The 26,964-nt window shown below is 66.2% G+C and carries 24 protein-coding genes and 1 other RNA gene; 12 read left to right on the top strand and 13 right to left on the bottom strand.

What is annotated here, in order from left to right; genetic code table 11:
- Window positions 1-8: 8 nt before the first annotated feature.
- Together hflC and hflK are read right to left on the bottom strand one after the other, a co-directional pair.
- Window positions 9-959 (bottom strand): protease modulator HflC, encoded by a 951-nt coding sequence (hflC, locus tag LG334_RS08850; RefSeq protein ID WP_404385252.1) that lies wholly within the window; start codon window positions 957-959, stop codon window positions 9-11.
- The gene (hflK, locus tag LG334_RS08845; RefSeq protein WP_404385250.1) at window positions 956-2,245 is read right to left on the bottom strand and encodes an FtsH protease activity modulator HflK; all 1,290 of its coding nucleotides are present in this window, start codon (window positions 2,243-2,245) and stop codon (window positions 956-958) included. The genes hflC and hflK overlap by 4 nt, the downstream gene beginning before the upstream one ends.
- Before the next feature lie 237 nt (window positions 2,246-2,482).
- On the opposite strand from hflK, the gene LG334_RS08840 reads away from it, so the two are divergent.
- Window positions 2,483-3,670, top strand: coding sequence for an Mrp/NBP35 family ATP-binding protein (locus LG334_RS08840; RefSeq protein WP_404385248.1), 1,188 nt, complete (start codon window positions 2,483-2,485; stop codon window positions 3,668-3,670).
- A 28-nt stretch (window positions 3,671-3,698) separates the two neighbouring features.
- Here LG334_RS08840 and LG334_RS08835 read toward each other — a convergent pair whose 3' ends face one another.
- Entirely contained in the window at window positions 3,699-4,229 is a 531-nt protein-coding gene (locus LG334_RS08835) for an arsenate reductase ArsC (RefSeq protein WP_404386342.1), read from the bottom strand.
- Between the two features lie 149 nt (window positions 4,230-4,378).
- On the opposite strand from LG334_RS08835, the gene ssrA reads away from it, so the two are divergent.
- The 3 genes from ssrA (at window position 4,379) to LG334_RS08820 (ending at window position 7,120) form a co-directional block, all read left to right on the top strand.
- Window positions 4,379-4,722, top strand: a transfer-messenger RNA (tmRNA) gene (gene ssrA, locus LG334_RS08830).
- Between the two features lie 108 nt (window positions 4,723-4,830).
- The gene (locus LG334_RS08825) at window positions 4,831-5,388 is read left to right on the top strand and encodes an SspB family protein (RefSeq protein WP_404385246.1); all 558 of its coding nucleotides are present in this window, start codon (window positions 4,831-4,833) and stop codon (window positions 5,386-5,388) included.
- Window positions 5,389-5,506: 118 nt separating this feature from the next.
- On the top strand, window positions 5,507-7,120 hold the full coding sequence (locus LG334_RS08820; protein ID WP_404385244.1) for a fumarate hydratase: 1,614 nt from the start codon (window positions 5,507-5,509) through the stop codon (window positions 7,118-7,120).
- A gap of 224 nt (window positions 7,121-7,344) precedes the next feature.
- Here the strand turns inward: LG334_RS08820 and LG334_RS08815 are convergent, their stop codons facing one another.
- Window positions 7,345-7,914, bottom strand: a complete 570-nt coding sequence (locus tag LG334_RS08815; RefSeq protein WP_404385242.1) for a cupin domain-containing protein — start codon at window positions 7,912-7,914, stop codon at window positions 7,345-7,347.
- Window positions 7,915-8,168: 254 nt separating this feature from the next.
- Here LG334_RS08815 and gabD point away from each other — a divergent pair, with 254 nt between their 5' ends.
- The 4 genes from gabD (at window position 8,169) to LG334_RS08795 (ending at window position 14,003) form a co-directional block, all read left to right on the top strand.
- Window positions 8,169-9,629 carry an NADP-dependent succinate-semialdehyde dehydrogenase gene (gene gabD / locus LG334_RS08810; protein ID WP_404385240.1) on the top strand — a complete coding sequence of 487 codons (1,461 nt, stop codon included), beginning with the start codon at window positions 8,169-8,171 and terminating at the stop codon, window positions 9,627-9,629.
- Window positions 9,630-9,786: 157 nt separating this feature from the next.
- Window positions 9,787-11,076, top strand: a complete 1,290-nt coding sequence (gene gabT, locus LG334_RS08805; RefSeq protein WP_404385238.1) for a 4-aminobutyrate--2-oxoglutarate transaminase — start codon at window positions 9,787-9,789, stop codon at window positions 11,074-11,076.
- A gap of 279 nt (window positions 11,077-11,355) precedes the next feature.
- Window positions 11,356-12,723, top strand: a complete 1,368-nt coding sequence (locus LG334_RS08800) for an aspartate aminotransferase family protein (RefSeq protein ID WP_404385236.1) — start codon at window positions 11,356-11,358, stop codon at window positions 12,721-12,723.
- Between the two features lie 536 nt (window positions 12,724-13,259).
- Window positions 13,260-14,003 carry a choice-of-anchor N protein gene (locus tag LG334_RS08795; protein WP_404385234.1) on the top strand — a complete coding sequence of 248 codons (744 nt, stop codon included), beginning with the start codon at window positions 13,260-13,262 and terminating at the stop codon, window positions 14,001-14,003.
- Window positions 14,004-14,066: 63 nt separating this feature from the next.
- On the opposite strand, the gene LG334_RS08790 is transcribed toward LG334_RS08795, so the two are convergent.
- Window positions 14,067-14,990, bottom strand: a complete 924-nt coding sequence (locus tag LG334_RS08790) for a LysR family transcriptional regulator (RefSeq protein WP_404386340.1) — start codon at window positions 14,988-14,990, stop codon at window positions 14,067-14,069.
- Window positions 14,991-15,142: 152 nt separating this feature from the next.
- Between LG334_RS08790 and LG334_RS08785 the strand changes: the two genes are divergently transcribed.
- From LG334_RS08785 to LG334_RS08770, 4 genes are all read left to right on the top strand, one after another.
- On the top strand, window positions 15,143-16,324 hold the full coding sequence (locus LG334_RS08785) for an acyl-CoA dehydrogenase (protein WP_404385232.1): 1,182 nt from the start codon (window positions 15,143-15,145) through the stop codon (window positions 16,322-16,324).
- Between the two features lie 121 nt (window positions 16,325-16,445).
- Window positions 16,446-17,666 carry a CaiB/BaiF CoA transferase family protein gene (locus tag LG334_RS08780; RefSeq protein ID WP_404385230.1) on the top strand — a complete coding sequence of 407 codons (1,221 nt, stop codon included), beginning with the start codon at window positions 16,446-16,448 and terminating at the stop codon, window positions 17,664-17,666.
- A 240-nt stretch (window positions 17,667-17,906) separates the two neighbouring features.
- On the top strand, window positions 17,907-18,677 hold the full coding sequence (locus tag LG334_RS08775) for a hypothetical protein (protein WP_404385228.1): 771 nt from the start codon (window positions 17,907-17,909) through the stop codon (window positions 18,675-18,677).
- A gap of 83 nt (window positions 18,678-18,760) precedes the next feature.
- Window positions 18,761-19,147: a group III truncated hemoglobin gene (locus LG334_RS08770; RefSeq protein WP_404385226.1), complete on the top strand. Its 387-nt coding sequence runs from the start codon at window positions 18,761-18,763 to the stop codon at window positions 19,145-19,147.
- A gap of 6 nt (window positions 19,148-19,153) precedes the next feature.
- Here LG334_RS08770 and LG334_RS08765 read toward each other — a convergent pair whose 3' ends face one another.
- From LG334_RS08765 to LG334_RS08730, 8 genes are all read right to left on the bottom strand, one after another.
- Complete coding sequence (locus LG334_RS08765) at window positions 19,154-19,639, bottom strand: hypothetical protein (RefSeq protein ID WP_404385224.1); 486 nt, start codon at window positions 19,637-19,639, stop codon at window positions 19,154-19,156.
- Window positions 19,611-19,955 carry a nucleotidyltransferase family protein gene (locus LG334_RS08760; protein WP_404385222.1) on the bottom strand — a complete coding sequence of 115 codons (345 nt, stop codon included), beginning with the start codon at window positions 19,953-19,955 and terminating at the stop codon, window positions 19,611-19,613. The genes LG334_RS08765 and LG334_RS08760 overlap by 29 nt, the downstream gene beginning before the upstream one ends.
- Before the next feature lie 108 nt (window positions 19,956-20,063).
- Window positions 20,064-21,764, bottom strand: coding sequence for an AMP-binding protein (locus tag LG334_RS08755; RefSeq protein WP_404385220.1), 1,701 nt, complete (start codon window positions 21,762-21,764; stop codon window positions 20,064-20,066).
- 186 nt (window positions 21,765-21,950) lie between these two features.
- The gene (locus LG334_RS08750) at window positions 21,951-23,684 is read right to left on the bottom strand and encodes an ABC transporter substrate-binding protein (protein WP_404385218.1); all 1,734 of its coding nucleotides are present in this window, start codon (window positions 23,682-23,684) and stop codon (window positions 21,951-21,953) included.
- Window positions 23,685-23,788: 104 nt separating this feature from the next.
- Window positions 23,789-24,067 (bottom strand): DUF2160 domain-containing protein, encoded by a 279-nt coding sequence (locus LG334_RS08745; RefSeq protein ID WP_009542254.1) that lies wholly within the window; start codon window positions 24,065-24,067, stop codon window positions 23,789-23,791.
- A gap of 27 nt (window positions 24,068-24,094) precedes the next feature.
- On the bottom strand, window positions 24,095-25,006 hold the full coding sequence (locus LG334_RS08740; protein ID WP_404385216.1) for a carbohydrate ABC transporter permease: 912 nt from the start codon (window positions 25,004-25,006) through the stop codon (window positions 24,095-24,097).
- Complete coding sequence (locus LG334_RS08735; RefSeq protein WP_404385214.1) at window positions 25,003-25,875, bottom strand: carbohydrate ABC transporter permease; 873 nt, start codon at window positions 25,873-25,875, stop codon at window positions 25,003-25,005. Before LG334_RS08735 ends, LG334_RS08740 begins: the two co-directional genes overlap by 4 nt.
- 3 nt (window positions 25,876-25,878) lie before the next feature.
- On the bottom strand, window positions 25,879-26,961 hold the full coding sequence (locus LG334_RS08730) for an ABC transporter ATP-binding protein (protein ID WP_404385212.1): 1,083 nt from the start codon (window positions 26,959-26,961) through the stop codon (window positions 25,879-25,881).
- Window positions 26,962-26,964 lie beyond the last annotated feature (3 nt).

Below are 26,964 nucleotides of genomic sequence, written 5' to 3'. Positions count from 1 at the left end.
AGGTGATGTTACTGGGCCGCGGCGTTGTTGTCGCCGCCCTGGGCTTGCCCACCGGCTCCCGACGGGGCCGAGGACAGCGGCTGGATGTTGCCGCCGGCCGGCGCCGTGTCGAAGTAGCGGAAGAAATCGCTATCCGGGCTCAGCACCATTGTGGTGCCGCCGTTCCCCAACGCCTGGCGGTAGGCGTCCATGGAGCGGTAGAAGGCGAAGAACTCGGGGTTCGCGCCGTAGGACTCGCCGAGGACGCGGTTGCGGTCACCGTCGCCCTGACCGCGCAGGATCTCGCCGGTCTTGCGCGCCTCGGCCAGGATGACCGTGCGGTCGCGGTCGGCCTCGGCCTGGATCTTGGCCTTCAGCTCCTCACCCTCGGCGCGCAGCTGGGCGGCCTGGGCGATACGGCTGGAGCGCATGCGGTTGAACACCGACTGGCTGGTTTCCTGCGGCAGGTCGGTACGGCCGATGCGGACGTCGACCACCTTGATGCCGAACTCGTCTGCGCGGCGGCGGACGGAGGTGGTGATCTCCTGCATGACGCGGCTGCGGCCTTCGCCCAGCAGATCGGTCAGGTCGGCCTCGCCCAACTGGTCGCGGACGGCCGAGTTGAGGATCGAGCCGAATCGGTCACGCAGTCCCAGTTCGCCGCGCACCGTCTGATAGAACATCAGCGGGTCGACGATTTCGTACCGGGCGTAGGTGTCGACGATGATGCGCTTCTGGTCGCGCAGCGGCACCTGCTGGCCCGGCGGGTCCAGGTCGAGCACGCGGCTGTCGTAGCGGATCACGTTCTGGATGAACGGGATCTTGACCTTCAGGCCGGGCTCGGTCTCGACCCGCTTCGGGCTGCCGAACTGCAGCACAAGGGCCTGCTCGGTCTGATGCACGGTGAACAGCGCGGAATTGAGGACGATCGCCGCGACCGCCACGACGACGCCAAGGACGGCAAGAGTGGTTTTTTTCATCGGGCGGCCTCCTGCGCGCTGGTGGAGGACATGGTGGGCGACGGGCTGGAGCGCAGCGGCGTCTGGCTGCCACCGGTGCCGCCGGTGTTCTCACGGCGCTCGCCTGCGACGCGCTTCTGAAGCTCGGGCAGCGGCAGGTAGGGGACAACGCCCGAACCGCCGGCGCCGGAGTCGACCAGCACCTTGTCGCTGTTGGCCAGCACTTCCTGCAGGGTTTCCAGGTACAGGCGCTTGGTGGTCACGTCCTGGGCGGTGTTGTAGCTCTCCAGCACCGACGCGAAGCGTTGAGCCTCACCCTCGGCGTCTGCAATGACCTTCTGCTTGTAGCCCTGCGCTTCCTGGATCAGGCGTTCGGCCTCACCCTTGGCGCGGGGAATGATGTCGTTGCGGTAGGCCTGGGCCTCGTTCTGCAGGCGCTCCTTGTCCTGGCGGGCGCGCTGCACGTCGTTGAATGCGTCGATGACTTCCTCCGGCGGGTCGGCCTTCAGCAGCTTGACGTCCAGAATGCTGATGCCGGCCTGGTATTCGTCGAGAATGGACTGCAGCAGTTCCTGCGCCCGCGCCTGCACCTCGATACGGCCATCGGTCATGGCCGATTCGAGCGGCGTCTGGCCGATGATCTCGCGCATGGCCGACTCGGCGGCGGCCTTCACGGTGGTCTCGGGATCACGGATGTTGAACAGGAACTTGCCGGCATCGGCGATACGCCACTGCACGATGAAGTCCGTGTCGATGATGTTCTGGTCGCCGGTCAGCATCATGCTTTCCTCCGGCACGTCGCGCGCCGATCCGGCACGCGGGTCTCCGCTGCCGCGGAAGCCGACGGTGATCTGGTTGGTGATGGTGACCTTCGGCGTCTCCACCGACCCGACGGGCGCCGGGAACCAGTAGTTCAGGCCGGGGCCGGTGTTCTTGACGTATTCGCCGAACAGCATCTCAACGCCCTGTTCGTCGGGCTGCACGCGATAAAAGCCGGTCAGACCCCAGGCGATAAGCACGCCGGCCACCACCAGCACCACGGTCTTCGGACCGATGCCGCCAACGCCGGAGCCGCCACGGCCGCCGCCGCCGCCACCGCCGGAACCACCGCCACCGGGAAAGAAGCGGCGCATTTTGTCCTGGGCCTTGCGGAGCATTTCTTCCAGGTCGGGGGGCGGGTTGCCGCCGCCTCCACCTCCGCCTCCGCCGCCTCCGCCGGGGCCGCGACCGCCGCCCCAGGGGCCGCCACCACCGCCGCCGCTGTTACCGCCGCCGCCCCAGGGGCCGCCCTGCTGATTCCAGGCCATTGAACAAATCCCTCTTCGCCAACAGATGACTGGATGATTAATGTGTCTCGCAAGCAGGCTCCGGCCGGAGCACGCCCAGTGACAAATCATCCGAGCCCAAGACCCGCCCCGTGATGCGCGGTCCTCCATTCCTTATAGGGACCTATACTACCGGGCGCAATGAAAGGCCCGGGTCGCGAGCACCGGGCGGACCTTGTCGATGGGTGGAATATCGGGAAGTCTCAGGAGTTTTCAAGGATGGCGGAAATCGATAAGGACACCATTTTCCAGGCGCTGAAGAGCGTGCGGGCCGAACAGGCCGGCACGGACCTGGTGTCCACGGGCTGGGTGAAGGACCCCGTGATCAGCGGCGGGCGCGTCACGCTGATGATCGAGGTGCCGGCCCAGCTGGGTCCGGAACTGGAGCCCCTGCGGGCCGAGGCCGAGCGCACCCTTGCCGAGCTTCCGGGCGTGGAGGCCGTGACCGTTGTGCTCACCGCCTCCAACCCGACGGGCGCAACCGCCGCTCCGCCGCCCAGGCAGCCGCAGGCCGCGCCGCAGCAGCAGGCGCCGCGCCAGGGCGGGCCGCAGGTGGGCGGCCACGGCGGCGGGCCGGGCCAGATCTCGCTGCCCAACATCAAGCACGTCGTCGCCGTGGCGTCGGGCAAGGGCGGCGTCGGCAAATCGACCACCGCCGCCAACCTGGCGCTCGCCCTCGCCCGCCTGGGGCTGAAGGTCGGCCTGTTCGACGCCGACATCTACGGCCCGAGCGTGCCCCGCATCATGGGCCTGCACAACAAGAAGCCCGGCACCCGCGGCGACCGGATCGTGCCGCTGGAGAACCACGGCGTCACCGTGATGTCCATCGGTTTCATGGTGGAGGAAGAGGCGCCGGTGGTCTGGCGCGGCCCCATGGTGGTGGGCGCGCTGGAGCAGCTTCTGCGCGACGTCGACTGGCCGGAACTTGACGTGATGATCGTCGACATGCCGCCGGGCACGGGTGACACGCAACTGACCATGTGCCAGCGGGTGCCGCTGTCGGGCGCTGTGATCGTCTCCACGCCGCAGGACATCGCGCTGCTGGACGCGCGCAAGGGCCTGCACATGTTCCGCAAGGTCGAGGTGCCCGTGCTCGGCATCGTCGAGAACATGAGCTACTACCAATGCCCCAAGTGCGGCAACCGCGAGGAGGTTTTCGGCCACGGCGGCGCCCGCGAGACGGCGGAAGAACTGAAGGCGCCGTTCCTGGGCGAAATTCCGCTGGACCTGAAAATCCGCGAAACCACCGATGCCGGCCGCCCCATCGTGGTCGACGACCCCGACGGCGCCCACGCCCAGGCCTACGGTGCCATCGCGCAGAGCGTCTGGAAGACGCTTACCGGCGAGGCCGCCGAGATGGGCGAGACTCCGAAAAAGCGGAAGAAGCCGAAGTTCTGGTTCCGCTGAGCGGCGCGACGCCGGCGGGACCGATGCCTCAGGCCGGTCCCGCCGCCAGCGCCATCTCGCCGACGCCCCCGCCGCCGCCGATGTCGCGCAGGCGGGCCTTGAGCGCCAGGCGGTCCAGCGCCGCCAGCGGCAGGGCCGTCAGCAGGGTGATGCGGCGCTCCAGATCCATGTAGGTCGCATGAAAGGCGGCCATCTGGTCGGGCAGCGGCACCTCCGCCGGGTCGGGCAGGTCCCAGTAGGCCACCACGGGCTCGCCCTGCCAGTGAGGGCAGATTTCCCCGGCCGCCCGGTCGCACAGGGTGAACACCATGTCCAGGCGCGGGGCGTCGGGGCCGGTGAACTCCAGCCACGTCTTGGAGCGCGCCGTGCGCGGGTCGTGGCCGTTCATCTCCAGCATGCGCGACGCCGCCGGATGCACGTGCCCCACCGGATCGCTGCCGGCGCTGTAGGCGGCGAATCGCCCCTGCGCCATGCGGTTGAGGATGGCCTCGGCCAGGATGCTGCGGGCGCTGTTGCCCGAGCACACGAACAGCACTTTATAGGGTTGCGCGTCCTGCATGTCGTCGTCCCCCGGTGTCATGCGGAACCTTATGCCGGCCCAGTGCGAGCCACCGGCATCATTCCCGCATCTTCTTTCCGGGTAAAATGATATGGCGGTGACAGATCGACGGACGAACCATTACGGCGCCTGGGCTTTTTCGCGGAAACCCCCTTTGCAAGACCGGGCAAGGGTTCTATATAGGGCCTGTCGGGTCGCACCCGACTATGACGCTAAACCCTTCATGGAATAAGCGTAGCGGACCCGGGGGCAGTACCCGGCGGCTCCACCAACTCCTCTGCGGGGCCGAAACAGGATCGACGCGCGTGGTAAAGATGAAGGTTGCGTCCGGCATGGTTCCACCGTTATCGGGCCATACGCAATAGTTGCCAACGACAACTTTGCTCCGGCTCGCGCCGCCGCGTAACGCGGTGTCGTGACCGAAATTGAAGCCCTGGCGGTTAGCCCCGTCAGGCGGGGTCCGGGAGGCACCTGGCAACAGAAGCCTCCCACTTATCTTCCGCCTCCGGCCCCGCCCGTCCGGCCGGGTCCGTCCGGCGCCCATCCGACCGTGCCGTTCAGAGCACGGCGTCACGGTGAAACAGAACGGGACCCCAAGGCCTTGACCGAGCACGACGACATCCCCGGCTTCAACTACGAGGAAATGGTCGAGGACGCCCTGCGAGGCGTGCTGCGTCGGGCGCTCGAGATCACCGCCGCGGAAGGCCTTCCTGGCGAACACCATTTCTACATCACCTTTTCGACCGAGGCCCCAGGGGTGAACATCCCCGACCGCCTGCGCGCCCAGCATCCCGAGACGATGACCATCGTCCTCCAGCACCAGTACCACGACCTTCTGGTGTCGCAGGACATGTTCAGCGTGCGCCTGAGCTTCGGCGGCAGGCTTGAGACGCTGGAGATTCCGTTCTCTGCCGTCACCGCCTTCGCCGATCCGCACGCCAAGTTCGGCCTGCAGTTCCAGCTGGGCATCCTGGACGACGAGGACGACTCCGACCTGGGCGACTTCGAAGGCTTCGACGACGAGGACGCCGACGTGCTGCTGCACGACCCCTCCTCCGACGAGCGTCCCGCCGCCGGCCCCGGCGTGGGCGGCGACTCCGGCGACGACGATAAGGGCGGCGACAACGTCGTGACGCTCGACGCCTTCCGTAAGAAGTGATCTTGCGCTAAACACTCCCCCGCAGAGTTCCCTACCCGCTCGGGCGGGCCGCTGGTATGGTGGCCCCTGCCCGCGTGTGGGCCCGTCCGCTTATTGTCCGACCTGCGAGGCTGGAGCCATGACCATCGACGTCGCTTTCTCCGAGATGTTTCCCCTGGGCGCCGACACCACGCCCTACCGCAAGATCACCAGCGACCATGTGTCCGTGGAGACGCTGGGCGGCCGCGAGGTGCTCGTGGTCGACCCCATGGCGCTGACCGTGCTGGCGGAGGAAGCCTTCAAGGACGTCAGCCACCTGCTGCGCCCCGGCCACCTGGCCCAGCTGCGCAAGATCATGGACGACCCGGAAGCCAGCCGGAACGACCGCTTCGTCGCGCTGGAACTGCTCAAGAACGCCAACATCAGTTCGGGCATGGTGCTGCCCATGTGCCAGGACACCGGCACGGCCATCGTCATGGGCAAGAAGGGCCAGGGCGTGTGGACCGGCGCCAACGACGCCCATTACCTGTCGGCCGGCGTCGCCAACGCCTACGCGAAGATGAACCTGCGCTACTCGCAGATGGCGCCGCTGACCATGTATGAGGAAGTCAACACCGGCAATAACCTGCCGGCGCAGATCGACCTCTACGCCACCGAGGGCGACGCCTACAAGTTCATGTTCATGGCCAAGGGCGGCGGGTCGGCCAACAAGACCTTCCTGTACCAGCAGACCAAGGCGCTGCTGAATCCCGACAGCCTTCGCAAGTTCCTGGACGAACAGATCCGCACGCTCGGCACCGCCGCCTGTCCGCCGTACCACCTGGCGATCGTCATCGGCGGCACCTCGGCCGAAACGAACCTCAAGACGGTCAAGCTGGCGTCGGCCAAGTACCTGGACAACCTGCCGACCGAGGGCAGCAAGGCCGGCCACGCCTTCCGCGACCTGGAAGCCGAGGCCATGGTGCTGAAGATGACCCAGGAGATGGGCATCGGCGCTCAGTTCGGCGGCAAGTACTTCTGCCATGACGTCCGCGTCATCCGCCTGCCGCGCCATGGCGCGTCGTGTCCCGTCGGCATCGGCGTCTCGTGCTCGGCCGACCGTCAGATCCTCGGCAAGATCACCCGCGACGGCGTGTTCCTGGAGCAGATGGAATCCAACCCGGCCAAGTACATGCCGGAGGTCAAGACCGAGAAGCTGTCGGACGAGGTGGTGAAGGTCGACCTCAACCGGCCCATGAAGGAAATCCGCGAAACCCTGTCGCAGTACCCGATCAAGACCCGCGTCAGCCTGACCGGCCCGATGATCGTCGCGCGCGACATCGCCCACGCCAAGCTGAAGGAACGGCTGGACAAGGGCGAGGGCCTGCCCGAGTACTTCAAGGAAATGGCCGTCTACTACGCCGGCCCCGCCAAGACGCCGGAAGGCATGGCGTCGGGCTCCTTCGGGCCCACCACGGCGGGCCGCATGGATGCCTACGTTGACCTGTTCCAGGAGCATGGCGGCTCGATGGTGATGATCGCCAAGGGCAACCGCTCGCGCGCCGTCACCAAGGCCTGCGAAAAGCACGGCGGCTTCTACCTTGGCTCCATCGGCGGCGCCGCGGCGCAACTGGCGCAGGAGGCCATCAAGAAGGTGGAGGTCCTGGAGTACCCGGAACTGGGCATGGAAGCCATCTGGCGCATCGAGGTGGAGGACTTCCCGGCCTTCATCATCGTCGACGACAAGGGCAACGACTTCTTCACCGCCCTGTAAGGCGGCAGAGCCGCCCGAAAATGAAGAGAGCGGCCTCGCGGGGCCGCTCTTTTTGGTTTTGAACCACCAGGGCACGAAGACACCAGGACACGGGGTGAACGCGGATCAGCGGCTGGTGACATTTCCTGAATGAAGGCGGCTTTGCCGCGAAACTTCATTCGCCCGCTGTTTCCGCGAAACCTCACCGTCAGGACATCCTCTTGGTGCCTTGGTGTTTCGAATACTCACAAATACGGCGGCGTGCAGGCGGACACCATGATGCAGGGCTCGGAGAACGGGTTGCGGAATCGGTGCGGCTGGCGGCTGTCGAACAGGTATGTGTCGCCCTCCCCAAGCACTTCCACCTGATCGCCCACCGTCAGTTCGATGCGGCCCTCGATCACCAGGCCGCCCTCCTCGCTGGCGTGCTGGAGCATGGTGCGGCCCGTATCGGCGCCGGGCTCATAGGTCTCGTGCAGGATCTGGAGCGTGCGGTTGCGCAGGTCGCCGCCCACCTGGCGCAGGAAGATGCGGCCCTTGCTGCGCTTCTGGATCTCGGTGGTCAGTTCCACCAGTTCGTGCGGGCGGAAAACGATCTTCTCCGTCTCCGGCATCTCACTGGCGAAGAACTCGGCCAGCGACATGGGAATGCCCTGCAGCACCTTGCGCAGGCTGGCGACGGACGGGCTGTTGCGATTCTGCTCGATCAGAGAGATCGTGCCGTTGGTGACCCCGGCCCGGATGGCGAGCTGACGCTGCGACAGGCCCTTTTCCTCGCGGATCGCGCGCAAGCGCGCCCCCACGTCGAAATCCATCACGCCCTGTCCTCCCGTTCTTATTGTGTCGTCTAATATTTTAAACTGTCCCCGCACCGCTTTCCAAGGCCGAAATGCCCAGTGGAGCCGCCGGCTCGCGGCTGAATGGACCGTGACCGGGGGCGTACGGATGGTTTGTCTAGTTTTTTAAACGTGGTACTTTTGGGACCACGCCACGACAAAGCGCCGTGCCGCGTTGTTCCGGCACATCCAGAACCTTGCAGAACAGACCGACCAGACGGAGGCAGACGACGATGGTGACGCTGAACGACCCGAAGCTCCTGTGCAAGAAGGCCTACATCGACGGTGCCTGGGTCGACGCCGACGGCGGCAAGACCTTCGAGGTCACCAACCCCGCCACGGGCGAGGTGCTGGCCAACGTGCCCGACATGGGCGCCGATGAAACCCGCCGCGCCGTCGAGGCGGCCGAGCGCGCCATGCCGGCCTGGGCCGCCAAGACGGCCAAGGAGCGCGCCAACATCCTGCGCAAGTGGTTCAACCTCATCATGGAAAACCAGGACGACCTGGGCCTCCTGATGACCGCCGAGCAGGGCAAGCCGCTGGCCGAGGCCAAGGGCGAGGTTGCCTACGGCGCATCGTTCATCGAGTGGTTCGCCGAGGAAGGCAAGCGCATCTACGGCGACGTCATCCCCAGCCATGGCCCCGACAAGCGCATCGTCACGCTCAAGCAGCCCATCGGCGTGGTGGCGGCGATCACGCCGTGGAACTTCCCCAACGCCATGATCACCCGCAAGTGCGGCCCCGCCATGGCCGCCGGCTGCCCCATCGTCATCAAGCCGGCCGCGGAAACGCCGCTGTCGGCGCTGGCGCTGGCGGAACTGGCCGAGCGCGCGGGCGTGCCCAAAGGCATCTTCAACATTGTCACCACGGCGCGATCCAGCGATGTGGGCGGCGAGATGACGTCCAACCCCATCGTGCGCAAGCTGTCCTTCACCGGCTCCACCGCCATCGGCAAGCTGCTGATGAAGCAGTGCGCCGACACCGTGAAGAAGATGTCGCTGGAACTGGGCGGCAACGCGCCGTTCCTGGTGTTTGACGACGCCGACCTGGATGCCGCCGTGGCCGGTGCCATGGCGTCCAAGTACCGCAACGCCGGCCAGACCTGCGTCTGCGCCAACCGCATCATGGTGCAGGCGGGCGTCTACGACAAATTCGCCGAGAAGCTGGCCGAGGCCGTGAAGAACCTCAAGGTCGGCGACGGCACGCAGGAGGGCGTCACCCAAGGCCCGCTCATCAACGAAAAGGCCGCCGTGAAGGTCGAGGAACTGGTGGCCGATGCCGTGTCCAAGGGCGCGACGGTGGTCACCGGCGGCAAGCGCGCCGACCTGGGCCGCACCTTCTACGAGCCGACCATCCTGACCAACGTCTCGCAGGAGATGAACCTGTTCGCCGAGGAAATCTTCGGCCCCGTCGCGCCGCTGTACAAGTTCGAGACGGAAGAAGAGGCCATCAAGCTGGCCAACGACACCCAGTACGGCTTGGCCGCCTACTTCTACGCCCGCGACCTGGGCCGCGTCTGGCGCGTGTCGGAAGGCCTGGAGTACGGCATCGTCGGCATCAACGAGGGCATCATCTCCACCGAGGTCGCGCCCTTCGGCGGCGTCAAGGAATCCGGTGTCGGCCGCGAGGGCTCCAAGTACGGCATCGAGGACTTCATCGAGATCAAATACCTCTGCATGGGCGGCATCAAGTAAGCCGGGCAGCCCGCAGACGCACACCGGCCGCCATTTCGCGTCGATCCTGCGGCGGAGCGGCGGAAGACCCCCGGGGACGGGGCTTCCGCTTCTCCGCGACGGCCGCGCTGTGCCTCACCACCACCGTAACCAACTCTTCGTGAGGGAGTTCCTGTTCATGTCCGCGAACACCGACCTGAATGCCCGGAAGGCCGCCGCCGTTCCGCGCGGCGTCGCCACCCTGCTGCCCGTCTTCACCGACCGCGCCGAGAACGCCGAGCTGTGGGACGTGGAAGGCAAGCGCTACATCGACTTCGCCGGCGGCATCGCCGTTCTGAACACCGGCCACCTGCACGCCAAGGTGAAGGCCGCCGTGGCCGGGCAGCTGGAGAAGTTCAGCCACACCTGCTTTCAGGTGACGCCGTACGAAAGCTACGTCGCGCTGGCCGAGAAGCTGAACCAGGTCGTCCCGTGCCGGGGCGAGAAGAAGACCATGTTCCTGACCACCGGCGCCGAAGCGGTGGAGAACGCCATCAAGATCGCCCGCGCCCATACCGGGCGCTCGGGCGTCATCGCGTTCTCGGGCGCGTTCCACGGGCGCACCATGATGGGCATGGCGCTGACCGGCAAGGTGGTGCCCTACAAGGCCGGCTTCGGTCCCTTCCCGGCCGAGGTCTACCATGCGCCTTTCCCCAACGAATACCACGGTGTGACGGTGGACGAGGCCCTGCGCTACCTGGACGGCCTGCTGAAGACGGAAATCGACCCGTCGCGCATCGCCGCCATGATCGTCGAGCCCGTCCAGGGCGAGGGCGGCTTCAACGTGGCGCCGGCGGAATGGCTCCAGGCCCTGCGCAAGATCTGTGACGACCACGGCATCCTGCTCATCGCCGACGAGATCCAGACCGGCTTCGCCCGCACCGGCAAGATGTTCGGCATCGAGCATTCCGGCATCCAGCCCGACATGATGACCATGGCCAAGAGCCTCGCCGGCGGCTTCCCGCTATCCGCCGTGACCGGCACGGCCGAGGTGATGGAAGCCGCCGCGCCCGGCGGCCTGGGCGGCACCTATGCCGGTGGCCCCATGGCCTGCGCGGCGGGCCTGGCGGTGCTGGAGGCCATCGAGGAAGAGGGCCTGGTGGAGCGGTCCGCCATGCTGGGCGCGCTTCTGACCGAGCGCCTGGAGGCCATGGCGAAGAAGAACAGCCTGTCGTGCATCGGCGACATCCGCGGCCAGGGCGCCATGGTGGCGATGGAGCTGGTCACCGACCGCGAAACCCGCGCGCCCGCCCCGGACCTGACCAAGGCGCTGGTGCAGGCCGTTGCCAAGAAGGGCCTGATCCTGCTGGCCTGCGGCACGCGCGGCAACGTCATCCGCATCCTGGTGCCGCTGACGGCCTCCGACGCGCTGGTCAACGAGGGCCTGGACATCATCGAGTCCACCCTGGAAGAGCTGGCGGCGGCGTAAGTCAGGGACGGCCGGCAGCGGATGTGGTTTCCTGCTTTCGCAGGAATGACGGGTGTTTTTGAAGCCCGATCAGGTGCTTGAGAAAGCCGTCGCCCCTGCGGAAGCAGGGGCCCACGCTCGCTGCCGCCGCTCTTGCGGCATCCACCGGCGACACAGTCGTCGATTTTTTTCTGGAAGGCCGGAGGAGCCGCCGACAATGGCACTTCCCCCTTCCCCCGGACGCTTGGCACAGTGGTGCCACACACGCCTTTCCGATCAACGCCCATCAAGGTCCGAGCCATGACGTCCAACAGCCTTCGCGACGCCGACATCGCCTATACCCTGCACCCCTACACCAACGCCGTCGCGCACGAGCAGAGCGGCCCCATGGTTGCCATGCGCGGGAAGGGCGTGCGCGTCTATGACGACGCCGGCAAGGACTACATCGAGGGCATGGCGGGCCTGTGGTGCACGTCGCTGGGCTGGGGCGAGGACCGGCTGGTGGACGCCGCGACGAAGCAGATGAAAGAGCTGGCGTACTACCACAGCTTCAACCACAAGGCGACGGAGCCCGGCATCCGACTGGCGGAAACGCTGGTGCAGATGGCGCCGGTGCCCATGTCGAAGGCCTTCTTCTGCAACAGCGGGTCGGAGGCCAACGACACCGCCATCAAGATGATCTGGTACTACCACAACGCCATCGGCAAGCCGGAAAAGAAGAAGATCATCGCCCGCCTGCGCGGCTACCACGGCGTGACCGTGGCCGCCGCCAGCCTGACGGGCCTGCCGCTCAACCAGAAGGGCTTCGACCTGCCCATCGAGCGCATCCTGCACACCTCCTGCCCGCACCATTACCGCTACGGCGAGGCCGGCGAGACCGAGGAAGACTTCGCCACCCGCATGGCCGCCGACCTGGAAGCGCTGATCGAGCGCGAGGGGCCGGATACCATCGCCGCCTTCTTCGCCGAACCGGTCATGGGCGCGGGTGGCGTGATCGTGCCGCCCAAGACCTACTTCGAGAAGATCCAGCCGATCCTGAAAAAGCACGACATCCTGTTCGTGGCTGACGAGGTCATTTGCGGCTTCGGCCGCACGGGCAAGATGTTCGGGACGGAAACCTTCGGCCTTCAGCCCGACATCATGACCATGGCGAAGGCCCTGTCCTCGGCCTACCTGCCCATTTCGGCGGTGCTCATCAACGAGACCGTCTACCAGGGCATCCGCTCGGGCAGCGACGCGCTGGGCGCTTTCGGCCACGGATACACTTACAGCGCCCACCCCGTCGCCGCCGCCGTCGCCAACGAGACGCTGGCGATCTACGACGAGCGCGACATTCTGGGCCACATCGGCCAGGTCAGCCCCCGGATGCAGGAGCGCCTGCGGGCCCTTGCCGACCACCCGCTGGTGGGCGAGGCGCGCGGCATCGGCCTGATCGGGGCGGTGGAACTGGTGGCTGACAAGGCGACGAAGGAGAACTTCGACCCCGCCCGCAAGGTGGGGCCGTCGGTCGCCGCCAAGGCGCAGGACAATGGCGTCATTCTGCGCGCCATGGCCGGCGACATCATCGCCTTCTCCCCGCCGCTGGTCATCTCGACGGCCGAGATCGACGAGATGTTCGACCGCTTCGAGGCCGCCCTGAACGCGCAGGCCGAAGGCATGGGGATCTAGGCCCCGCCACCGCGCACCGCTCCGCAGCCGCGACAGGCCGCCCGCTCTGCCGGGCGGCCTGTTTTATTGGCGATTTCATAATACCGCACCCTTTTGACATATCCCTAAAGAGGTGACGCCCAAACTTACAAAAAACGCCACATCAGATTCTTCCCAAGGTTCGCTTGGAGGACTTCTTCCGGCAGCCGCAGTTTTCCTCATTTCCTTGCCACAAGTCCTATAACAAGACTTGAACCTTGGTCGCGACACGACATGGCGATGGTCGCGCGACTGCGGTACTGAGCAACCACAATCACCGACAGCACACCGCCCGGCGTTGTCGGCTGCCTTTACACCCTGCCGTTTCTTTCCAAGGGAAGCGGTTCCCCGCCCCAAGCATTTCCAGGCGCGTCGATTGCCTGAAGCACTTGGCACGTTGCTTGCTGCTGTATTGGCGGAACAGTCGCGACGGCTATCCGAAAGCGGCGGAGGACATGTCCCACCGGGACTACGACCCGGCGCCGTTGAAACGGGACCTTGGAAGAAGGACAAGGGCAATGAACAGAATGCTCATGCTTGCGGGCACCTTGCTGACCGCACTCCTTGTCGCGGCGGCGCCAGCCCGCGCCGAACCGGCACTGCAGCTTTACATCGAGGGCGCGACCTACGACACGACGACGGAAACCTGGGTCTTCTCCGGCACCGATCCCTTCACGCTGTGGGCGATCGGCTATGTGGACCACACCGGCCCCATCACCAACGTGCGGCTGTCGGCAGTCTACGACAAGTCGGTCATTACCGGCCCCGTCTCCATCAGCCTGACGCCGGTCCTGACCGAGGGCTACGGCGGTTTCACCGATCCGTCCTACGCCGCAAATCCCGACTACCTCCAGACCGTCGGCGACGGCAGCACGCCAGTTCTCGGTGATGGCAGTTACCTGCCCAACCACGGGGAGTACGGCGCCGACAAGGAATGGCAGGAGTTCGGCCTGGGCGACTTCACCCTGACCGACAGCCCCATCGGGGATTTCATGACCACCGTTCCCGACGGCACCGACCCGAACAAGCAGGACAAGGCCCAGATCAACGCCTATCAGATTGTCGTGAGCGGACTGGAGGCAGGCTCGTTCGTCCACTTCGACCTGTATGACACCATCATTTCCGGCAACAAGGCCCGCGCCATCTTCGCGCCGTTCTCCCACGACGCGGAAGGCGACCCGAACGGCATTCCGGCGCCGGGACCGCTGGCGCTCATGCTGGTCGGCCTCGGACTGATCGGCTTCGCCCGCCGCCGAGCCTGAGGCTGGTTCGAGACCATACCGTCACGTTCGATGGCGGCGTCGCCCCGTCCGGGAGCGGTGCCGTCATCGCCATCGCCCGTCCTTGGTCAGCCCGCCGACGATCCCCGTCAGCATCCGCCGGACGGCCGCTGCCGCAATCGACAGCGGCCGGTCGCTGGGGTGGGCCAGGTGAATGGTTCGGGGGATCGTCGGCTCGGTAATCACCGCGCCGGTCAGCCGGCCCGCCTCCAGTCCCGGCGCCGCCACGCGGCGGGAGGCGATGGTATAGCCGGCCCCGCCCTCCACCAGCGCGCGGATATGCTCCAGCGCGTCCATCTCCAGGATGATGTTGAGCGCCACGCCGCAGGCCGCCGCCGTTCGCTCCACTTCGCCGCGCAGGCCGTAGGGCGGGCCCGTCAGGATCAGCGGCAGGGCGGCGGCTTCGTGGAACGGCATGCCGCCCGCCCCGGCCGCCCGGCTGACGTGCGGATCGCCGGCGGGTCCGATCACCCACAGTTCCTCTTGCGCGATGGGCGTGACCGTCAGGCGCGGCACGGCGGCAACGTCGAACACTATGGCAAGGTCAAGCTCACCCGCCTGAAGCCACTCCAGCGTATGCCCGGACAAGCCTTCCGCCACGCGCAGATGGACGTCCGGCAGGTCCCGCCGCACCGCCAGCGCCAGCGGCACCGAGAGCATCATGCCAAGCGTGGTGGGAATGCCGACGGCCACCGGCCCGCTCGGGGCGGCCTCGGCTCCGCGGATGTCGTCGCGCAGGGTGTCCACATCCGCCAGGATACGCCGGGCATGGGCGGCCAGGCGCTCGCCGTGCTCGGTGGGTCGGACGCCGCGGGCGGTGCGCAGCAGAAGCTCCACCCCCAGGTCGTCCTCCAGCTTGCGCACATGGGCGGAAAGGGCCGGCTGGGCGATGTTCAGCCGGTCGGCGGCGCGGGTGAAGGCGCCTTCCTCGACGATTGCGAGGAAGTATCGGAGTTGTCTCAGGTCCATGCCGCCCAAGCTAAAGCCATTTCCTTCCGCCGGCAAGCCAGCCATCACTTTATGTTATGGCATGCATCGCGAGACTGTCTTTGATCCGTCATGCGCCCCGCGCCATTCTCGGGACCAGAGAGAAACACCAGCCGTTGCGGAGACACGCGAGCATGACGCCGTTCCAGTGGGAAGACCCGTTCCTTCTCGACCAGCAGCTCACTGATGAAGAGCGCATGGTGCGCGACAGCGCCTATGCCTACTGTCAGGAAAAGCTTCTGCCGCGCGTCACCAGCGCCTTCGAGGAAGAGCGCTTCGACCGCGAGATCATGAACGAGATGGGCGAGCTGGGCCTTCTGGGTCCGACCATCGAGGAAGAATACGGCTGCTCCGGCGTCTCCCACGTCGCCTACGGCTTGATCGCCCGCGAGGTGGAGCGTGTGGACAGCGGCTACCGCTCGGCCATGTCCGTGCAGTCCTCGCTGGTCATGCACCCCATCCACGCCTACGGCAGCGAGGAGCAGAAGAAGAAGTACCTGCCCAAGCTGGCGACCGGCGAGTGGGTGGGCTGCTTCGGCCTGACCGAGCCCGATGCCGGCTCCGACCCCGGCAGCATGAAGACCCGCGCCAAGAAGGTGGACGGCGGCTATCTGCTGTCCGGCTCCAAGATGTGGATCACCAACAGCCCCATCTCAGACATTGCCATCGTCTGGGCCAAGTCCGACGCCCATGACAACAAGATCAAGGGCTTCATCGTCGAGGCCAACTCCAAGGGCTTCAGCGCGCCGAAGATCACCCAGAAGGCATCCCTGCGCGCTTCCATCACCGGCGAGATCGTGCTGGACGAGTGCTTCGTGCCGGAAGAGAACCTGCTGCCGAACGCGAGCGGCCTGGGCGGCCCCTTCGGCTGCCTGAACAAGGCCCGCTACGGCATCGCCTGGGGCACCATGGGCGCGGCGGAAGACTGCTGGCACCGTGCCCGCCAGTACACGCTGGACCGCAAGCAGTTCGGCCGTCCGCTGGCGCACACGCAGCTCATCCAGCTCAAGCTCGCCAACATGCAGACCGAGATCACGCTGGGCCTTCAGGCCGCCCTGCGCGTCGGCCGACTGATCGACGAAGGCAACTGGGCGCCGGAAATGATCTCGATGATCAAGCGCAACAACTGCGGCAAGGCGCTGGACATCGCCCGCATCGCCCGCGACATGCACGGCGGCAACGGCATCAGCCTTGAGTTCCAGGTGATCCGCCACATGATCAACCTGGAAACCGTGAACACCTACGAGGGCACGCACGACGTCCATGCCCTCATCCTGGGCCGCGCCCAGACCGGACTGCAGGCCTTCACCGGGTAACACCGGCGAGGCCCGCACAAGCGGCGGGGCGGTTGCCCCTGCCCGGCTTCCCATGCAAGCCGTCCCGCCGCTTATCCCTTTCCCGTCGCTGCCCCTTTCCCGACCTGAGGAGCATCCTCCCATGTCCGGCCCGCTGAGCCACGTCCGCGTCCTTGACCTGAGCCGCGTCCTCGCCGGCCCCTGGGCCGGTCAGATGCTCGCCGACATGGGCGCCGAGGTCATCAAGGTGGAGCGTCCCGGCAAGGGCGACGACACCCGCGGCTGGGGCCCGCCGTACCTCAAGGACGAGACCGGCGACGACACCTCCGAGGCCGCCTATTACCTATCCGCAAACCGGGGCAAGCGGTCCGTCACCATCGACTTCACCAAGCCCGAGGGGCAGGCCCTGGTGCGCGACATGGCGGCCAATGCCGACGTGGTGATCGAGAACTTCAAGGTCGGCGGGCTGAAGAAGTACGGCCTGGACTACGAGAGCCTGAAGGCCGTCAATCCCGCGCTGGTCTACTGCTCCATCACCGGCTTCGGCCAGGACGGGCCTTATGCCCACCGCGCCGGTTACGACTTCATGATCCAGGGCATGGGCGGGCTGATGAGCCTGACCGGCGCCCCGGACGGCGCACCGGGCGGCGAGCCCATGAAGGTTGGCGTCGCCATCACCGACATCTTCACAGGCATGTACGCCACCTCCGCCATTCAGGCCGCCCTGATCCACAAGGAGCGCACGGGCGAGGGTCAGCACATCGACATGGCGCTGCTGGACGTGCAGGTGGCCACCCTCGCCAACCAGGCGATGAACTACCTCGCCAGCGGCGTCGCGCCGAAGCGCCTGGGCAACAGCCACCCCAACATCGTGCCCTACCAGGCGTTCCCGACCGCCGACGGCTATATCATCCTGGCGGTGGGCAACGACGCGCAGTTCACCCGCTTCTGCAAGGTTGCCGGCCTGGACGCCCTCGCTGCGGACGAGCGGTTTGCCACCAACGCCGGCCGCGTGCGCCACCGCGAAGAGCTGGTGCCGCAGATCGCCGAGGTCATCGGCACCCGCAGCAGCGGCGACTGGCTGAACGCGCTGGAGGCCGAGGGCGTGCCGTGCGGCCCCATCAACACCCTGGACCAGGTCTTCGCCGATCCGCAGGTCGTCCACCGCGGCATGAAGGTTTCCGTGCCCCATCCTCTGGCCGGCCATGTGGACCTCGTGGCGAGCCCCATGCGGTTCTCGGGCACCCCCGTGGACTACGACCGGGCACCGCCGACGCTCGGCCAGGACACCGACGCGGTGCTGGAGGCCCTCGGCGTCGACGAGGCCCGCCGCTCCGATCTTCGCGAGAAAGGCATCATCTGAGGTTTCCCGGGGCGGCGCCTCGTCTCCCGCTTCTGGCGCCGCCGTTCAAAGCGCATCCGCGCTTGTCCTCCCCGCGCGCATTCCGCGCACACCTTGCGCCGCCCCGGCCGACCGTCGGGTGCGGCGCTTTTTTTGTGCCTTCGCGGGGCCGGCGCCGGCTCCACCGATGCGAGCAGGAACCCCGGACCGTCGCAAATCGTCGTTAGCAAAAGACCGAACGCTTTCGAAACGGAGGCAATCATGGCCGACAAGTCCAAAAACACCGACGACATCGAGGTCCTGGAGGAAGGCTCCATCTATTTCGCCTTCCGCCCCAAGGTGGAAACGCACGATCCCTCCGGTCTGAAGGACGTGGAGCGGTTTTCCATGATCCTCGTGCCCTCGGGCCGCAAGAGCGTGCGCGTGGCGATCATCGGCCGCAAGCGCCTGCCCGAGATCGACAGCCACGAGCGCGAATGGGGCTTCATTGAGACCGTGGGCAAGGACCCCAAGAAGCTGGGCCAGGACCTGGCGGAACAGCACCAGGACACCAAGACGCGGGGCGAGCGCACCTATCCCGCCTACCGCCCGGCCGGCCAAGGCGTCTACGCCTTCGTCCAGAAGGGCCGCGACATGCACCTGACCTACGCGCTGTCCGACCCGGAGAAGCCGGGCGAGGTGCAGAAGGCCTTCAACATCGCGCCCGAGGCCAGCTTTGCGGTGTCGGTGAAGAACCCGGAAAAGGGCCAGCCCCGCGCCGCCGGCCTGTCGGACGAGGACAAGGCCGACTATCCCAAGTCCAAGCAGGAGGAGTTCGAGGGACGCCGCTTCGCGCCCACCGATCCGTCGCTTCTGGACTACGAGGGGGCGGAGTTCGTCATGGTCGGCGCCCGCCGCAATCCCGAGGAGGACTACGACCTCGACATCGAGGAAAAGGCCGACAAGATGAGCGACGAGCGTGTCTTCCGCCACCTGCACATGGCCAAGACCCGCAATCCCGTCGAGCCCCTTTTCGAGGGCAAATGGGCCTGACGCGGTCCGCCGCCCCTTGCATCGGACGCCGCCCCCGGCTAAGTAGCATCTGAGATGCATCTTTAGAGTCGGGAGCGGCGCCCATGCCCTGGGACAAGGTCAGCGAAGAGGGAATCGTCGAGCTGGTGGATACCTTCTACGGCAAGATCCGGCAGGACCCGGAACTGGGGCCGATCTTCGAGGAGGCCATCGGTGACGACTGGCAGCCGCATCTGACCAAGATGTACGATTTCTGGTCGTCGATCATGCTGACCACGGGCCGCTACAAGGGCCGCCCCCTGCCCGCCCACGTCCGCCTGCCGATTGAACCGCGCCACTTCGGCCTTTGGCTGGAGCTGTTCACCGAGACGACGGAAGAGGTGTTCGAGCCGGAAACGGCCCACGCCTTCCAGGTCAAGGCCCACCAGATCGCCGGCAGCTTCATGAGCGCCCTGGACACGGTGAAGCAGTTTCCCAGCATGGCGCGGTGAGGGCCCTCAGGCCTTGATGCCGACGGCCTCGCAGAACGCTTCCACCTCTCGGGTAACGGCCGCCGTGCATCGCGCCGCCACCGCGACATTCGGTTCGGCGCGGCTGTAGTCGAAATCGTCATAGACATGGCGGACGACGTGCCGGAAGGCGCGGAGCTCCTGAAGGTCGCGCGCGGTCTCCCTCGTGATGATGGTCGGGCGCTCGCCGTCGATCGCCGTGGCGGCGCGGCGGATGGGTTCGGCATGGTAGTCGCGTCCCGTCGGCAGACTACCATCCGAAACAACGATCAGCCGCTCAAGCACCGATTTCAGGGCGCAATAGGTATCGTGAATAAGCTTGGAAACGGCCAATTCGAGGTCCGGCCGCAGATGCTCATCAAGCGTCGGATCATCATGCAGGGTGGCGGCGCGTCGAAACGCCCGGCCGCAACTCCTATCCGCCAACTCCAGGTCACGCCGGACATCAGTCCAAAGCGCTAGGCTCTCGCCCATTGCGGTCGATCCTTTCCTTCAGGGACGGCGACAGGAATCGCTCCGCGATGACGTCGGTCCAGAAACCGGCGTCGCGCAGCACGAGGTCCACGTCGAGCGCCACATCGGTATCCACACCCTCCGGCAAGCCGCAGACCGCGACGTCGATATCGGACCGCTCATGAAGCCGCCCCTCCACCAGCGAGCCGAACACGATCAGCCGCCCGCCCGCCTCGTGCACGCGCGCATCCGCGTCGCGCAGCGCCTCCAGCGCGGCCCGACGGCGCTCCGCCAGCCGGCGGGCGCGGAGTTCGGTGTAGGACGGATAGGTGGGCATGCCTTCCGTGTCGCTCCCAGACAAGTCCTGACGAAACATAACACAAAATAAAAGAGGCGCGCCCCACCGGACGCGCCCCCTCTCAACAACCGGCCCGCCGGCCCTGCCCTAGCCGTCCAGGCCCAGGTCCTCGGCAATGTGCTTGCGCATGACGTACTTCTGCACCTTGCCCGTCACCGTCATTGGAAACTCGTCGACGAAGCGGATGTAGCGCGGGATCTTGTAGTGGGCGATCTGGCCCTTGCAGAACTCGCGGATTTCCTCCTCCGTCGCCTCGTGACCCTCGCGCAGGCGGATGCAGGCGCAGAGTTCCTCGCCGTATTTCTTGTCGGGCACGCCGATCACCTGCACGTCGTTGACGGCCGGGTGGCGGTAGAGGAATTCCTCGATCTCGCGCGGGTAGATGTTCTCGCCGCCGCGGATGACCATGTCCTTGATGCGCCCGACAATCTTGCAGTAGCCCTGCTCGTCCAGGGTCGCCAGGTCGCCGGTGTGCATCCAGCCGGCGGCGTCGATGCTGTCGCGCGTCTTTTCCTCGTCATTCCAGTAGCCGAGCATGACCGAGTAGCCGCGCGTGCACAACTCGCCCGCCGTGCCGCGCGGCACGATGCGGCCGTCCAGGTCGACGATCTTCACCTCGATGTGCGGCTGCACGCGGCCGACGGTGGACACCCGCGCCTCCAGCTCGTCATCGGCGGCGGTCTGGAAGCTGACGGGGCTGGTCTCCGTCATGCCGTAGGCAATGGTGACCTCTTCCATGTTCATCTCGGCGATGACGCGCTTCATCACCTCGATGGGGCACGGGCTGCCCGCCATGATTCCGGTGCGCAGCGTCGACAGGTTGAAGCTCTTGAACTCCGGGTGGTCGAGCTGCGCGATGAACATGGTCGGCACGCCGTAAAGGCCGGTGCATTTCTCGCGCTCCACCGTCTCCAGCACCGCCAGCGGGTCGAAGGCCTCGCCGGGATAGACCATGGTGGCGCCGTGGGTGATGCAGCCCAGGTTCCCCATGACCATGCCGAAGCAGTGGTACAGCGGCACCGGGATGCACAGGCGGTCGCCGTGGCCCAGGCGGATGGCCTCGGCCACGAAAAAACCGTTGTTCAGGATGTTGTGGTGGGTCAGCGTCGCGCCCTTGGGGAAGCCCGTGGTGCCGCTGGTGAACTGGATGTTGATGGGGTCGTCGAACTGGAGCTTTTCGGCCAGCTCCGCCACCCGCCCGCGGTGGCTGTCCTCGGCCATCTCGTAAAGTTCCTTGAAGGCGTACATACCGTGGATGTGGTCGTCGCCGATGTGTACGACGGCCTTCAGGTCGGGCAGCCGGTCAGCTTTCAGGGCGCCGGGCGGGCAGTGGTCCAGCTCGGGCGCGAGGGTGCGGACCATGCCGATGTAGTTGGACGTCTTGAATTCGTCCGCCAGGACCAGCGCCTTGCATTCCACCTTGGTCAGCGCATACTCAAGCTCCGCCAGGCGGTAGGAGGGGTTGATGTTGACCAGCACCAGGCCCGCCTTGGCGGTGGCGAACTGGGTCAGCGCCCATTCGGCGTTGTTGGGCGACCAGATGCCGACGCGGTCCCCCGGCTCCAGACCCAGCGCCAGGAAGCCGGCGGCGATCTCGTCCACCCGGCGCTTCATCTCGCCATAGGTCCAGCGCACGCCCTGGTGGCGGACGACCAGCGCCTCGGTCTCCGGCCAGCGGGCGGCGGCCTTGTCGAAATGCACGCCGATGGTGTCGCCGATAAGGGCGGTCTCGCTGGCGCCGTGGACGTAAGAGGGCAAGGCGGCGGCGGAAGTCTGGGCCTCGGTCATGGTGTCGCGTTTCCTCCGTCTTGATGCGGATCGTTGTCCCGCGCGGAGCCTACCGCGAAGTTGCCGTTTACGTAAACGTCAAACACATGAAGATTCGGTGGTAGCCATCGGAACGCTCCCGCACGAAAAAAAGCCGGAACCGCGTTGCCACGGTTCCGGCCAAGGATAAGGCTCCGGGAGGAGACCTTAGTTCGTGCTGCCCTCGGCGTTGGCGTCCTGCCAGGACTTGACCAGTTCGTCATAAGAAACGGTCTTGCCCTGGGGCTTCTCGTTGGCCAGCTTCGGCTTGGGAGCACCCTCCTGCTGCAGCCAGTATTCGGCCTCGCGCGGCTCGTTCAGTTGCGGGCCGCACTCGCCCTGGATGCCGGCCCGCTCCAGGCGCGCCATGACGTCATCCTGCTGCTGGGCCAGGCTGTCCATGGCCTGCTGCGGGGTGACCTCGCCGGTCACGGCCTGGGCGACGTTCTGCCACCACAGCTGCGCCAGCTTCGGGTAGTCGGGCACGTTGGTGCCGGTCGGCGTCCACTGCACGCGGGCCGGGCTGCGGTAGAACTCCACCAGACCGCCCAGCTTTGGCGCCCGCTCGGTAAAGGACTCATGCCGGATGTCGCTGTCGCGGATGGGCGTCAGGCCGACGTGGGTCTTCTTCAGCGACACGCTCTTGGAGGTGACGAACTGCGCGTACAGCCACGCAGCCTTGCGGCGTTCCTCGGGCGTGGAGTTGAGCAGGGTCCAGGAACCGGCGTCCTGGTAGCCGAGCTTCATGCCCTCTTCCCAGTACGGACCACGCGGGCTGGGGGCCATGCGCCACTTGGGATTGCCCTCCTCGTCCACGACCGGCAGGCCTTCCTTGGCCATGTCGGCGGTGAACGCCGTGTACCAGAAGATCTGCTGGGCAATGTTGCCCTGTGCCGGGACCGGGCCGGCCTCGGAGAAGGTCATGCCCGACGCTTCCGGCGGTGCGTACTGCTTCAGCCAGTCGATGTACTTGGTCAGCGCGAAGACCGACGCCGGCGCGTTGGTCGCGCCGCCGCGGCTCATGGCCGAGCCCACGGGCTTGCAGCCGTCGACGCGGATGCCCCACTCGTCCACCGGCTTGCCGTTGGGCAGGCCCTTGTCGCCGGTGCCGGCCATGGACAGCCAGGCATCGGTGAACCGCCAGCCCAGCGACGGGTCCTTCTTGCCGTAGTCCATGTGGCCGTAGATGCGCTTGCCGTCGATCTCCTTCACGTCGTTGGAGAAGAAGTTGGCGATGTCCTCATAGGCCGACCAGTTGACCGGCACGCCCAGGTCGTAGCCGTACTTTTCCTTGAACTGCGCCTGAAGCTCGGGGTCGTTGAACAGGTCGTAGCGGAACCAGTAGAGGTTCGCGAACTGCTGGTCGGGAAGCTGGTAGAGCTTGCCGTCCGGGCCGGTGGTGAACGAAATCCCCATGAAGTCGTCAATGTCGAGCATGGGGTTGGTGACGTCCTTGCCGGCCCCCTCCATCCAGTCGGTCAGGGGCACCACCGCGTCGTAGCGGACGTGCGTGCCGATCAGGTCGGAGTCGTTGACGTAGGCGTCATAGATGTTCTGGCCGGACTGCATCTGCGTCTGCAGCTTCTCGATCACGTCACCCTCGCCGATCAGGTCGTGGGTGAGGTTGATGCCCGTGATTTCCGAGAAGGCCTTGGCGAGCGTGTTGGCCTCGTATTCGTGGGTCGCGATCGTCTCCGACACCACGTTGATGTCCATGCCCTTGAAGGGTTCGGCGGCCTTGATGAACCACTCCATCTCCTTCATCTGCTCTTCCTTTGAGAGCGTGGAAGGTTGGAACTCGCTGTCCACCCAGCGCTGGGCCGCCTCCATGTCCGCCAGGGCGGCATTGGATGCCAGCGCGAGGCCGATGGCGGTCGCGGCCGCCAACGTTCGACGCATCATTGTGTGTCCTCCCTTGTTGGTCCGTTGTCTTGTCCGGAACCTGAACCGGTGCGGTTTACGGTCGACGGCGCGGGGCCACACCACCCCCGGCCTGGCAGCCGCGATCACACCCAGCGGAAGACGCAAAGCGCGAAAACCACCGAGATGATCGAGGCGATCCACAGCTGCGGGCCAACGACCCCCAGCCAGATGAGATGTATCCAGCCGCTGCCCAGCAGCGAGATGAACAGCCGGTCGCCGCGCGTGGTCAGGATGCCCAGCACCCCGGCGCGTTCCGTCTGGGGCACGGCGCGGTCCCACACCGTCATGGCGACCAGCGCGGTGACGATGCAGATGAAAAAGATGCCGGTGGGCCACGTCCAGGCCATCCACGCGAGATCCATGGGTCGGTCCTCCCTTGCCCGAAGCCGTCACACGCGGCCGAGCGCAAAGCCCTTGGCGATGTAGTTGCGCACGAAGTAGATGACGATGGCGCCGGGGATCAGCGTCAGCATGCCCGCCGCCGCCAGCACGCCCCAGTCCATGCCCGACGCCGAAACCGTGCGGGTCATGATGGCCGAGATCGGCTTGGCCTCCGTCGCCGTCAGGGTGCGGGCCAGCAGCAGCTCCACCCAGCTGAACATGAAGCAGAAGAAGGCGGCCACACCGATGCCGGACGCGATCTGCGGCATGAAGATCTTGGTGAAGAACCGCGGGAAGCTGTAGCCGTCGATATACGCCGTCTCGTCGATTTCCTTGGGCACGCCCGACATGAAGCCTTCCAGAATCCACACCGCCAGCGGCACGTTGAACAGGCAGTGCGCCAGCGCCACGGCCAGGTGCGTGTCGAACAGCCCGACGGAGCTGTAAAGCTGGAAGAACGGCAGGGCGAAGACCGCCGGCGGGGCCATGCGGTTGGTCAGCAGCCAGAAGAACAGGTGCTTGTCGCCCAGGAAGGTGTAGCGCGAGAAGGCATAGGCCGCGGGCAACGCCACACCGACCGATATGACGGTGTTCATCACCACGTAGATGGTGGAGTTGATGTAGCCCCGATACCAGGACGGATCGGTGAAGATCACCATGTAGTTCTCGAACGTGAACTGATCCGGCCATAGGTTGAAGGTCGACAGGATCTCCTGGTTGGTCTTCACGCTCATGGTGAAAAGCCAGTAGATCGGAAGCAGCAGGAACAGGATATACAGCGTCGGCACGATCCAGCGCTTGGGAATGCGCTTGCGGACGGCGGCGCGGGTCGCGGCCTTCTCCACCACGCCACCACGGGCGCGGGTGGATCGCGTGTCGATCTTGGCGGCCGAACCGGCGGGGATGCGGGTGTCCTTCATCGGTCGGACTCCTTGGTCTTGCCGGTCATGACCGTGTAGAAGGCCCAAGACACCAGCAGGATGATCAGGAAGTAGATGATCGAGAACGCGGCGGCGCGACCCAGGTCGAACTGCCCGATGGCCATCTTCACCAGGTCGATGGACAGGAACGTGGTCGCGCTGCCCGGCCCGCCGCCGGTGACCACGAAGGGCTCGGTATAGATCATGAAGCTGTCCATGAAGCGCAGCAGCACGGCAATCAGCAGCACCCGGTGCAGCTTGGGCAACTGGATGTAGCGGAAGATCGCCCACTTGGACGCGCCGTCGATGCGCGCCGCCTGGTAGTAGGCGTCGGGGATGGACTGCAGGCCGGCGTAGCACAGCAGCACGACAAGGCTGGTCCAGTGCCAGACGTCCATGACCACCACCGTGATCCAGGCGTCCAGCGGGTCCTGGGTGTAGTTGAAATCAATCCCCAGGTTCGCCAGCGTGTGACCCAGCAGGCCGATGTCGACGCGGGCGAAGACCTGCCAGATGGTGCCCACCACGTTCCAGGGAATGAGCAGCGGCAGCGCCATCAGCACCAGGCACACCGGCACCCACAGGCCCTTGCGCGGCATGGCGAGCGCGATGGCGATGCCCAGCGGCACCTCGATAGCCAGGATGATCCCCGAGAACAGGAACTGCCGCCACAGCGCGCTGTGGAAGCGCTCGGAGCGCAGGATGTCGGTGAACCACTCGGTGCCCGCCCAGAAGAAGGCGTTGTTGCCGAAGGTATCCTGCACGGAATAGTTCACCACCGTCATCAGCGGGATGAGGGCCGAGAACGCCACCAGCAGCACCACGGGCAGCACGAAGAACCAGGCCTTCTGATTGACCTTCTTTTCCATCGGTCAGGCCTCCTGTTGCGGCCAGAGGTGATCGTCGACATACAGGTTCACGGCCGCGGAATCGAACCGCACCCGCGCATCTTCGGAGGGAATCTCGGCGCCCTCGGGCATGAGCGCGCTGAAGGGGATGCCGTCCAGCCGGGCCTTTACGATGCGGTGACGGCCAATGTCGTCGACGCGCTCCACCGAGACCGGCACGCCGTCCTCGCGGCCCAGGCGCACGAACTCCGGCCGCACGCCCAGCTCGATCTTGGAACCCGCGGGAGGCGGCTTGTAGCCGCCGCGCAAGGAAATCTCGTGTTGGCCGACGCGCGCCGTCCCGCCGTCCACGTCGCAGGGCAGGACGTTCATGCCGGGGCTGCCGATGAAGTAGCCGACGAAGGTATGGGCCGGGCGGTGGAACAGCTCGTCCGGCGTGCCCACCTGTACCACCTCGCCCTCGTACATCACCACCACCTTGTCGGCGAAGGTCAGGGCCTCCGTCTGGTCGTGGGTGACGTAGATCATGGTGTGGGCAAAGCGCTTGTGCAGGTGCTTGAGCTGGCTGCGCAACTGCCATTTCAGGTGCGGGTCGATGACCGTCAGCGGCTCGTCGAACAGGATGGCGTTGACGCTGTCGCGCACCAGGCCGCGCCCCAGGCTGATCTTCTGCTTGGCATCGGCGGTCAGGTTTTTCGCCTTGTGCTTCAGCTCCCGCGTCATCTCCAGCATTTCGGCCATCTCGTGGACGCGGCGGTCGATCTCGGCGGCGGGAACCTTCCGGTTGCGCAAGGGGAAGGCCAGGTTGTCGTAGACGGTCATGCTGTCGTAGATGACCGGAAACTGGAACACCTGGGCGATATTGCGCGCCTCCGGCGGCAGCCCCGTGACCTCCTGGCCGTCAAACAGCACGCGGCCGTGGCTGGGCGCGAGAAGGCCGGAGATGATGTTCAGAAGCGTCGTCTTGCCGCAGCCCGACGGGCCGAGCAGCGCGTACGCGCCGCCATCGTCCCACGTCAGGTCGAATTCCTTCAGCGCGAAGTCGGCCCGGCTTTGCGGGTTGGGCATGTAGGCGTGGGCCAGGCGGTTCAACTCGATACGGGCCATGGG

The sequence above is a fragment of the Caenispirillum salinarum genome, assembly GCF_044803115.1.
Taxonomy (GTDB): domain Bacteria; phylum Pseudomonadota; class Alphaproteobacteria; order Rhodospirillales; family Rhodospirillaceae; genus Caenispirillum; species Caenispirillum salinarum_A.
This window is presented reverse-complemented; position numbering and strand designations above follow the sequence as displayed.

Excerpts from the sequence above, each read along its gene's own strand:
- hflC (WP_404385252.1), bottom strand. The coding sequence starts at position 959 with ATGAAAAAAACCACTCTTGCCGTCCTTGGCGTCGTCGTGGCGGTCGCG.
- hflK (WP_404385250.1), bottom strand. The coding sequence starts at position 2,245 with ATGGCCTGGAATCAGCAGGGCGGCCCCTGGGGCGGCGGCGGTAACAGC.
- LG334_RS08840 (WP_404385248.1), top strand. The coding sequence starts at position 2,483 with ATGGCGGAAATCGATAAGGACACCATTTTCCAGGCGCTGAAGAGCGTG.
- LG334_RS08835 (WP_404386342.1), bottom strand. The coding sequence starts at position 4,229 with ATGCAGGACGCGCAACCCTATAAAGTGCTGTTCGTGTGCTCGGGCAAC.
- LG334_RS08820 (WP_404385244.1), top strand. The coding sequence starts at position 5,507 with ATGACCATCGACGTCGCTTTCTCCGAGATGTTTCCCCTGGGCGCCGAC.
- LG334_RS08815 (WP_404385242.1), bottom strand. The coding sequence starts at position 7,914 with ATGGATTTCGACGTGGGGGCGCGCTTGCGCGCGATCCGCGAGGAAAAG.
- gabD (WP_404385240.1), top strand. The coding sequence starts at position 8,169 with ATGGTGACGCTGAACGACCCGAAGCTCCTGTGCAAGAAGGCCTACATC.
- gabT (WP_404385238.1), top strand. The coding sequence starts at position 9,787 with ATGTCCGCGAACACCGACCTGAATGCCCGGAAGGCCGCCGCCGTTCCG.
- LG334_RS08800 (WP_404385236.1), top strand. The coding sequence starts at position 11,356 with ATGACGTCCAACAGCCTTCGCGACGCCGACATCGCCTATACCCTGCAC.
- LG334_RS08795 (WP_404385234.1), top strand. The coding sequence starts at position 13,260 with ATGAACAGAATGCTCATGCTTGCGGGCACCTTGCTGACCGCACTCCTT.
- LG334_RS08790 (WP_404386340.1), bottom strand. The coding sequence starts at position 14,990 with ATGGACCTGAGACAACTCCGATACTTCCTCGCAATCGTCGAGGAAGGC.
- LG334_RS08785 (WP_404385232.1), top strand. The coding sequence starts at position 15,143 with ATGACGCCGTTCCAGTGGGAAGACCCGTTCCTTCTCGACCAGCAGCTC.
- LG334_RS08780 (WP_404385230.1), top strand. The coding sequence starts at position 16,446 with ATGTCCGGCCCGCTGAGCCACGTCCGCGTCCTTGACCTGAGCCGCGTC.
- LG334_RS08775 (WP_404385228.1), top strand. The coding sequence starts at position 17,907 with ATGGCCGACAAGTCCAAAAACACCGACGACATCGAGGTCCTGGAGGAA.
- LG334_RS08770 (WP_404385226.1), top strand. The coding sequence starts at position 18,761 with ATGCCCTGGGACAAGGTCAGCGAAGAGGGAATCGTCGAGCTGGTGGAT.
- LG334_RS08765 (WP_404385224.1), bottom strand. The coding sequence starts at position 19,639 with ATGGGCGAGAGCCTAGCGCTTTGGACTGATGTCCGGCGTGACCTGGAG.
- LG334_RS08760 (WP_404385222.1), bottom strand. The coding sequence starts at position 19,955 with ATGCCCACCTATCCGTCCTACACCGAACTCCGCGCCCGCCGGCTGGCG.
- LG334_RS08755 (WP_404385220.1), bottom strand. The coding sequence starts at position 21,764 with ATGACCGAGGCCCAGACTTCCGCCGCCGCCTTGCCCTCTTACGTCCAC.
- LG334_RS08750 (WP_404385218.1), bottom strand. The coding sequence starts at position 23,684 with ATGATGCGTCGAACGTTGGCGGCCGCGACCGCCATCGGCCTCGCGCTG.
- LG334_RS08745 (WP_009542254.1), bottom strand. The coding sequence starts at position 24,067 with ATGGATCTCGCGTGGATGGCCTGGACGTGGCCCACCGGCATCTTTTTC.
- LG334_RS08740 (WP_404385216.1), bottom strand. The coding sequence starts at position 25,006 with ATGAAGGACACCCGCATCCCCGCCGGTTCGGCCGCCAAGATCGACACG.
- LG334_RS08735 (WP_404385214.1), bottom strand. The coding sequence starts at position 25,875 with ATGGAAAAGAAGGTCAATCAGAAGGCCTGGTTCTTCGTGCTGCCCGTG.
- LG334_RS08730 (WP_404385212.1), bottom strand. The coding sequence starts at position 26,961 with ATGGCCCGTATCGAGTTGAACCGCCTGGCCCACGCCTACATGCCCAAC.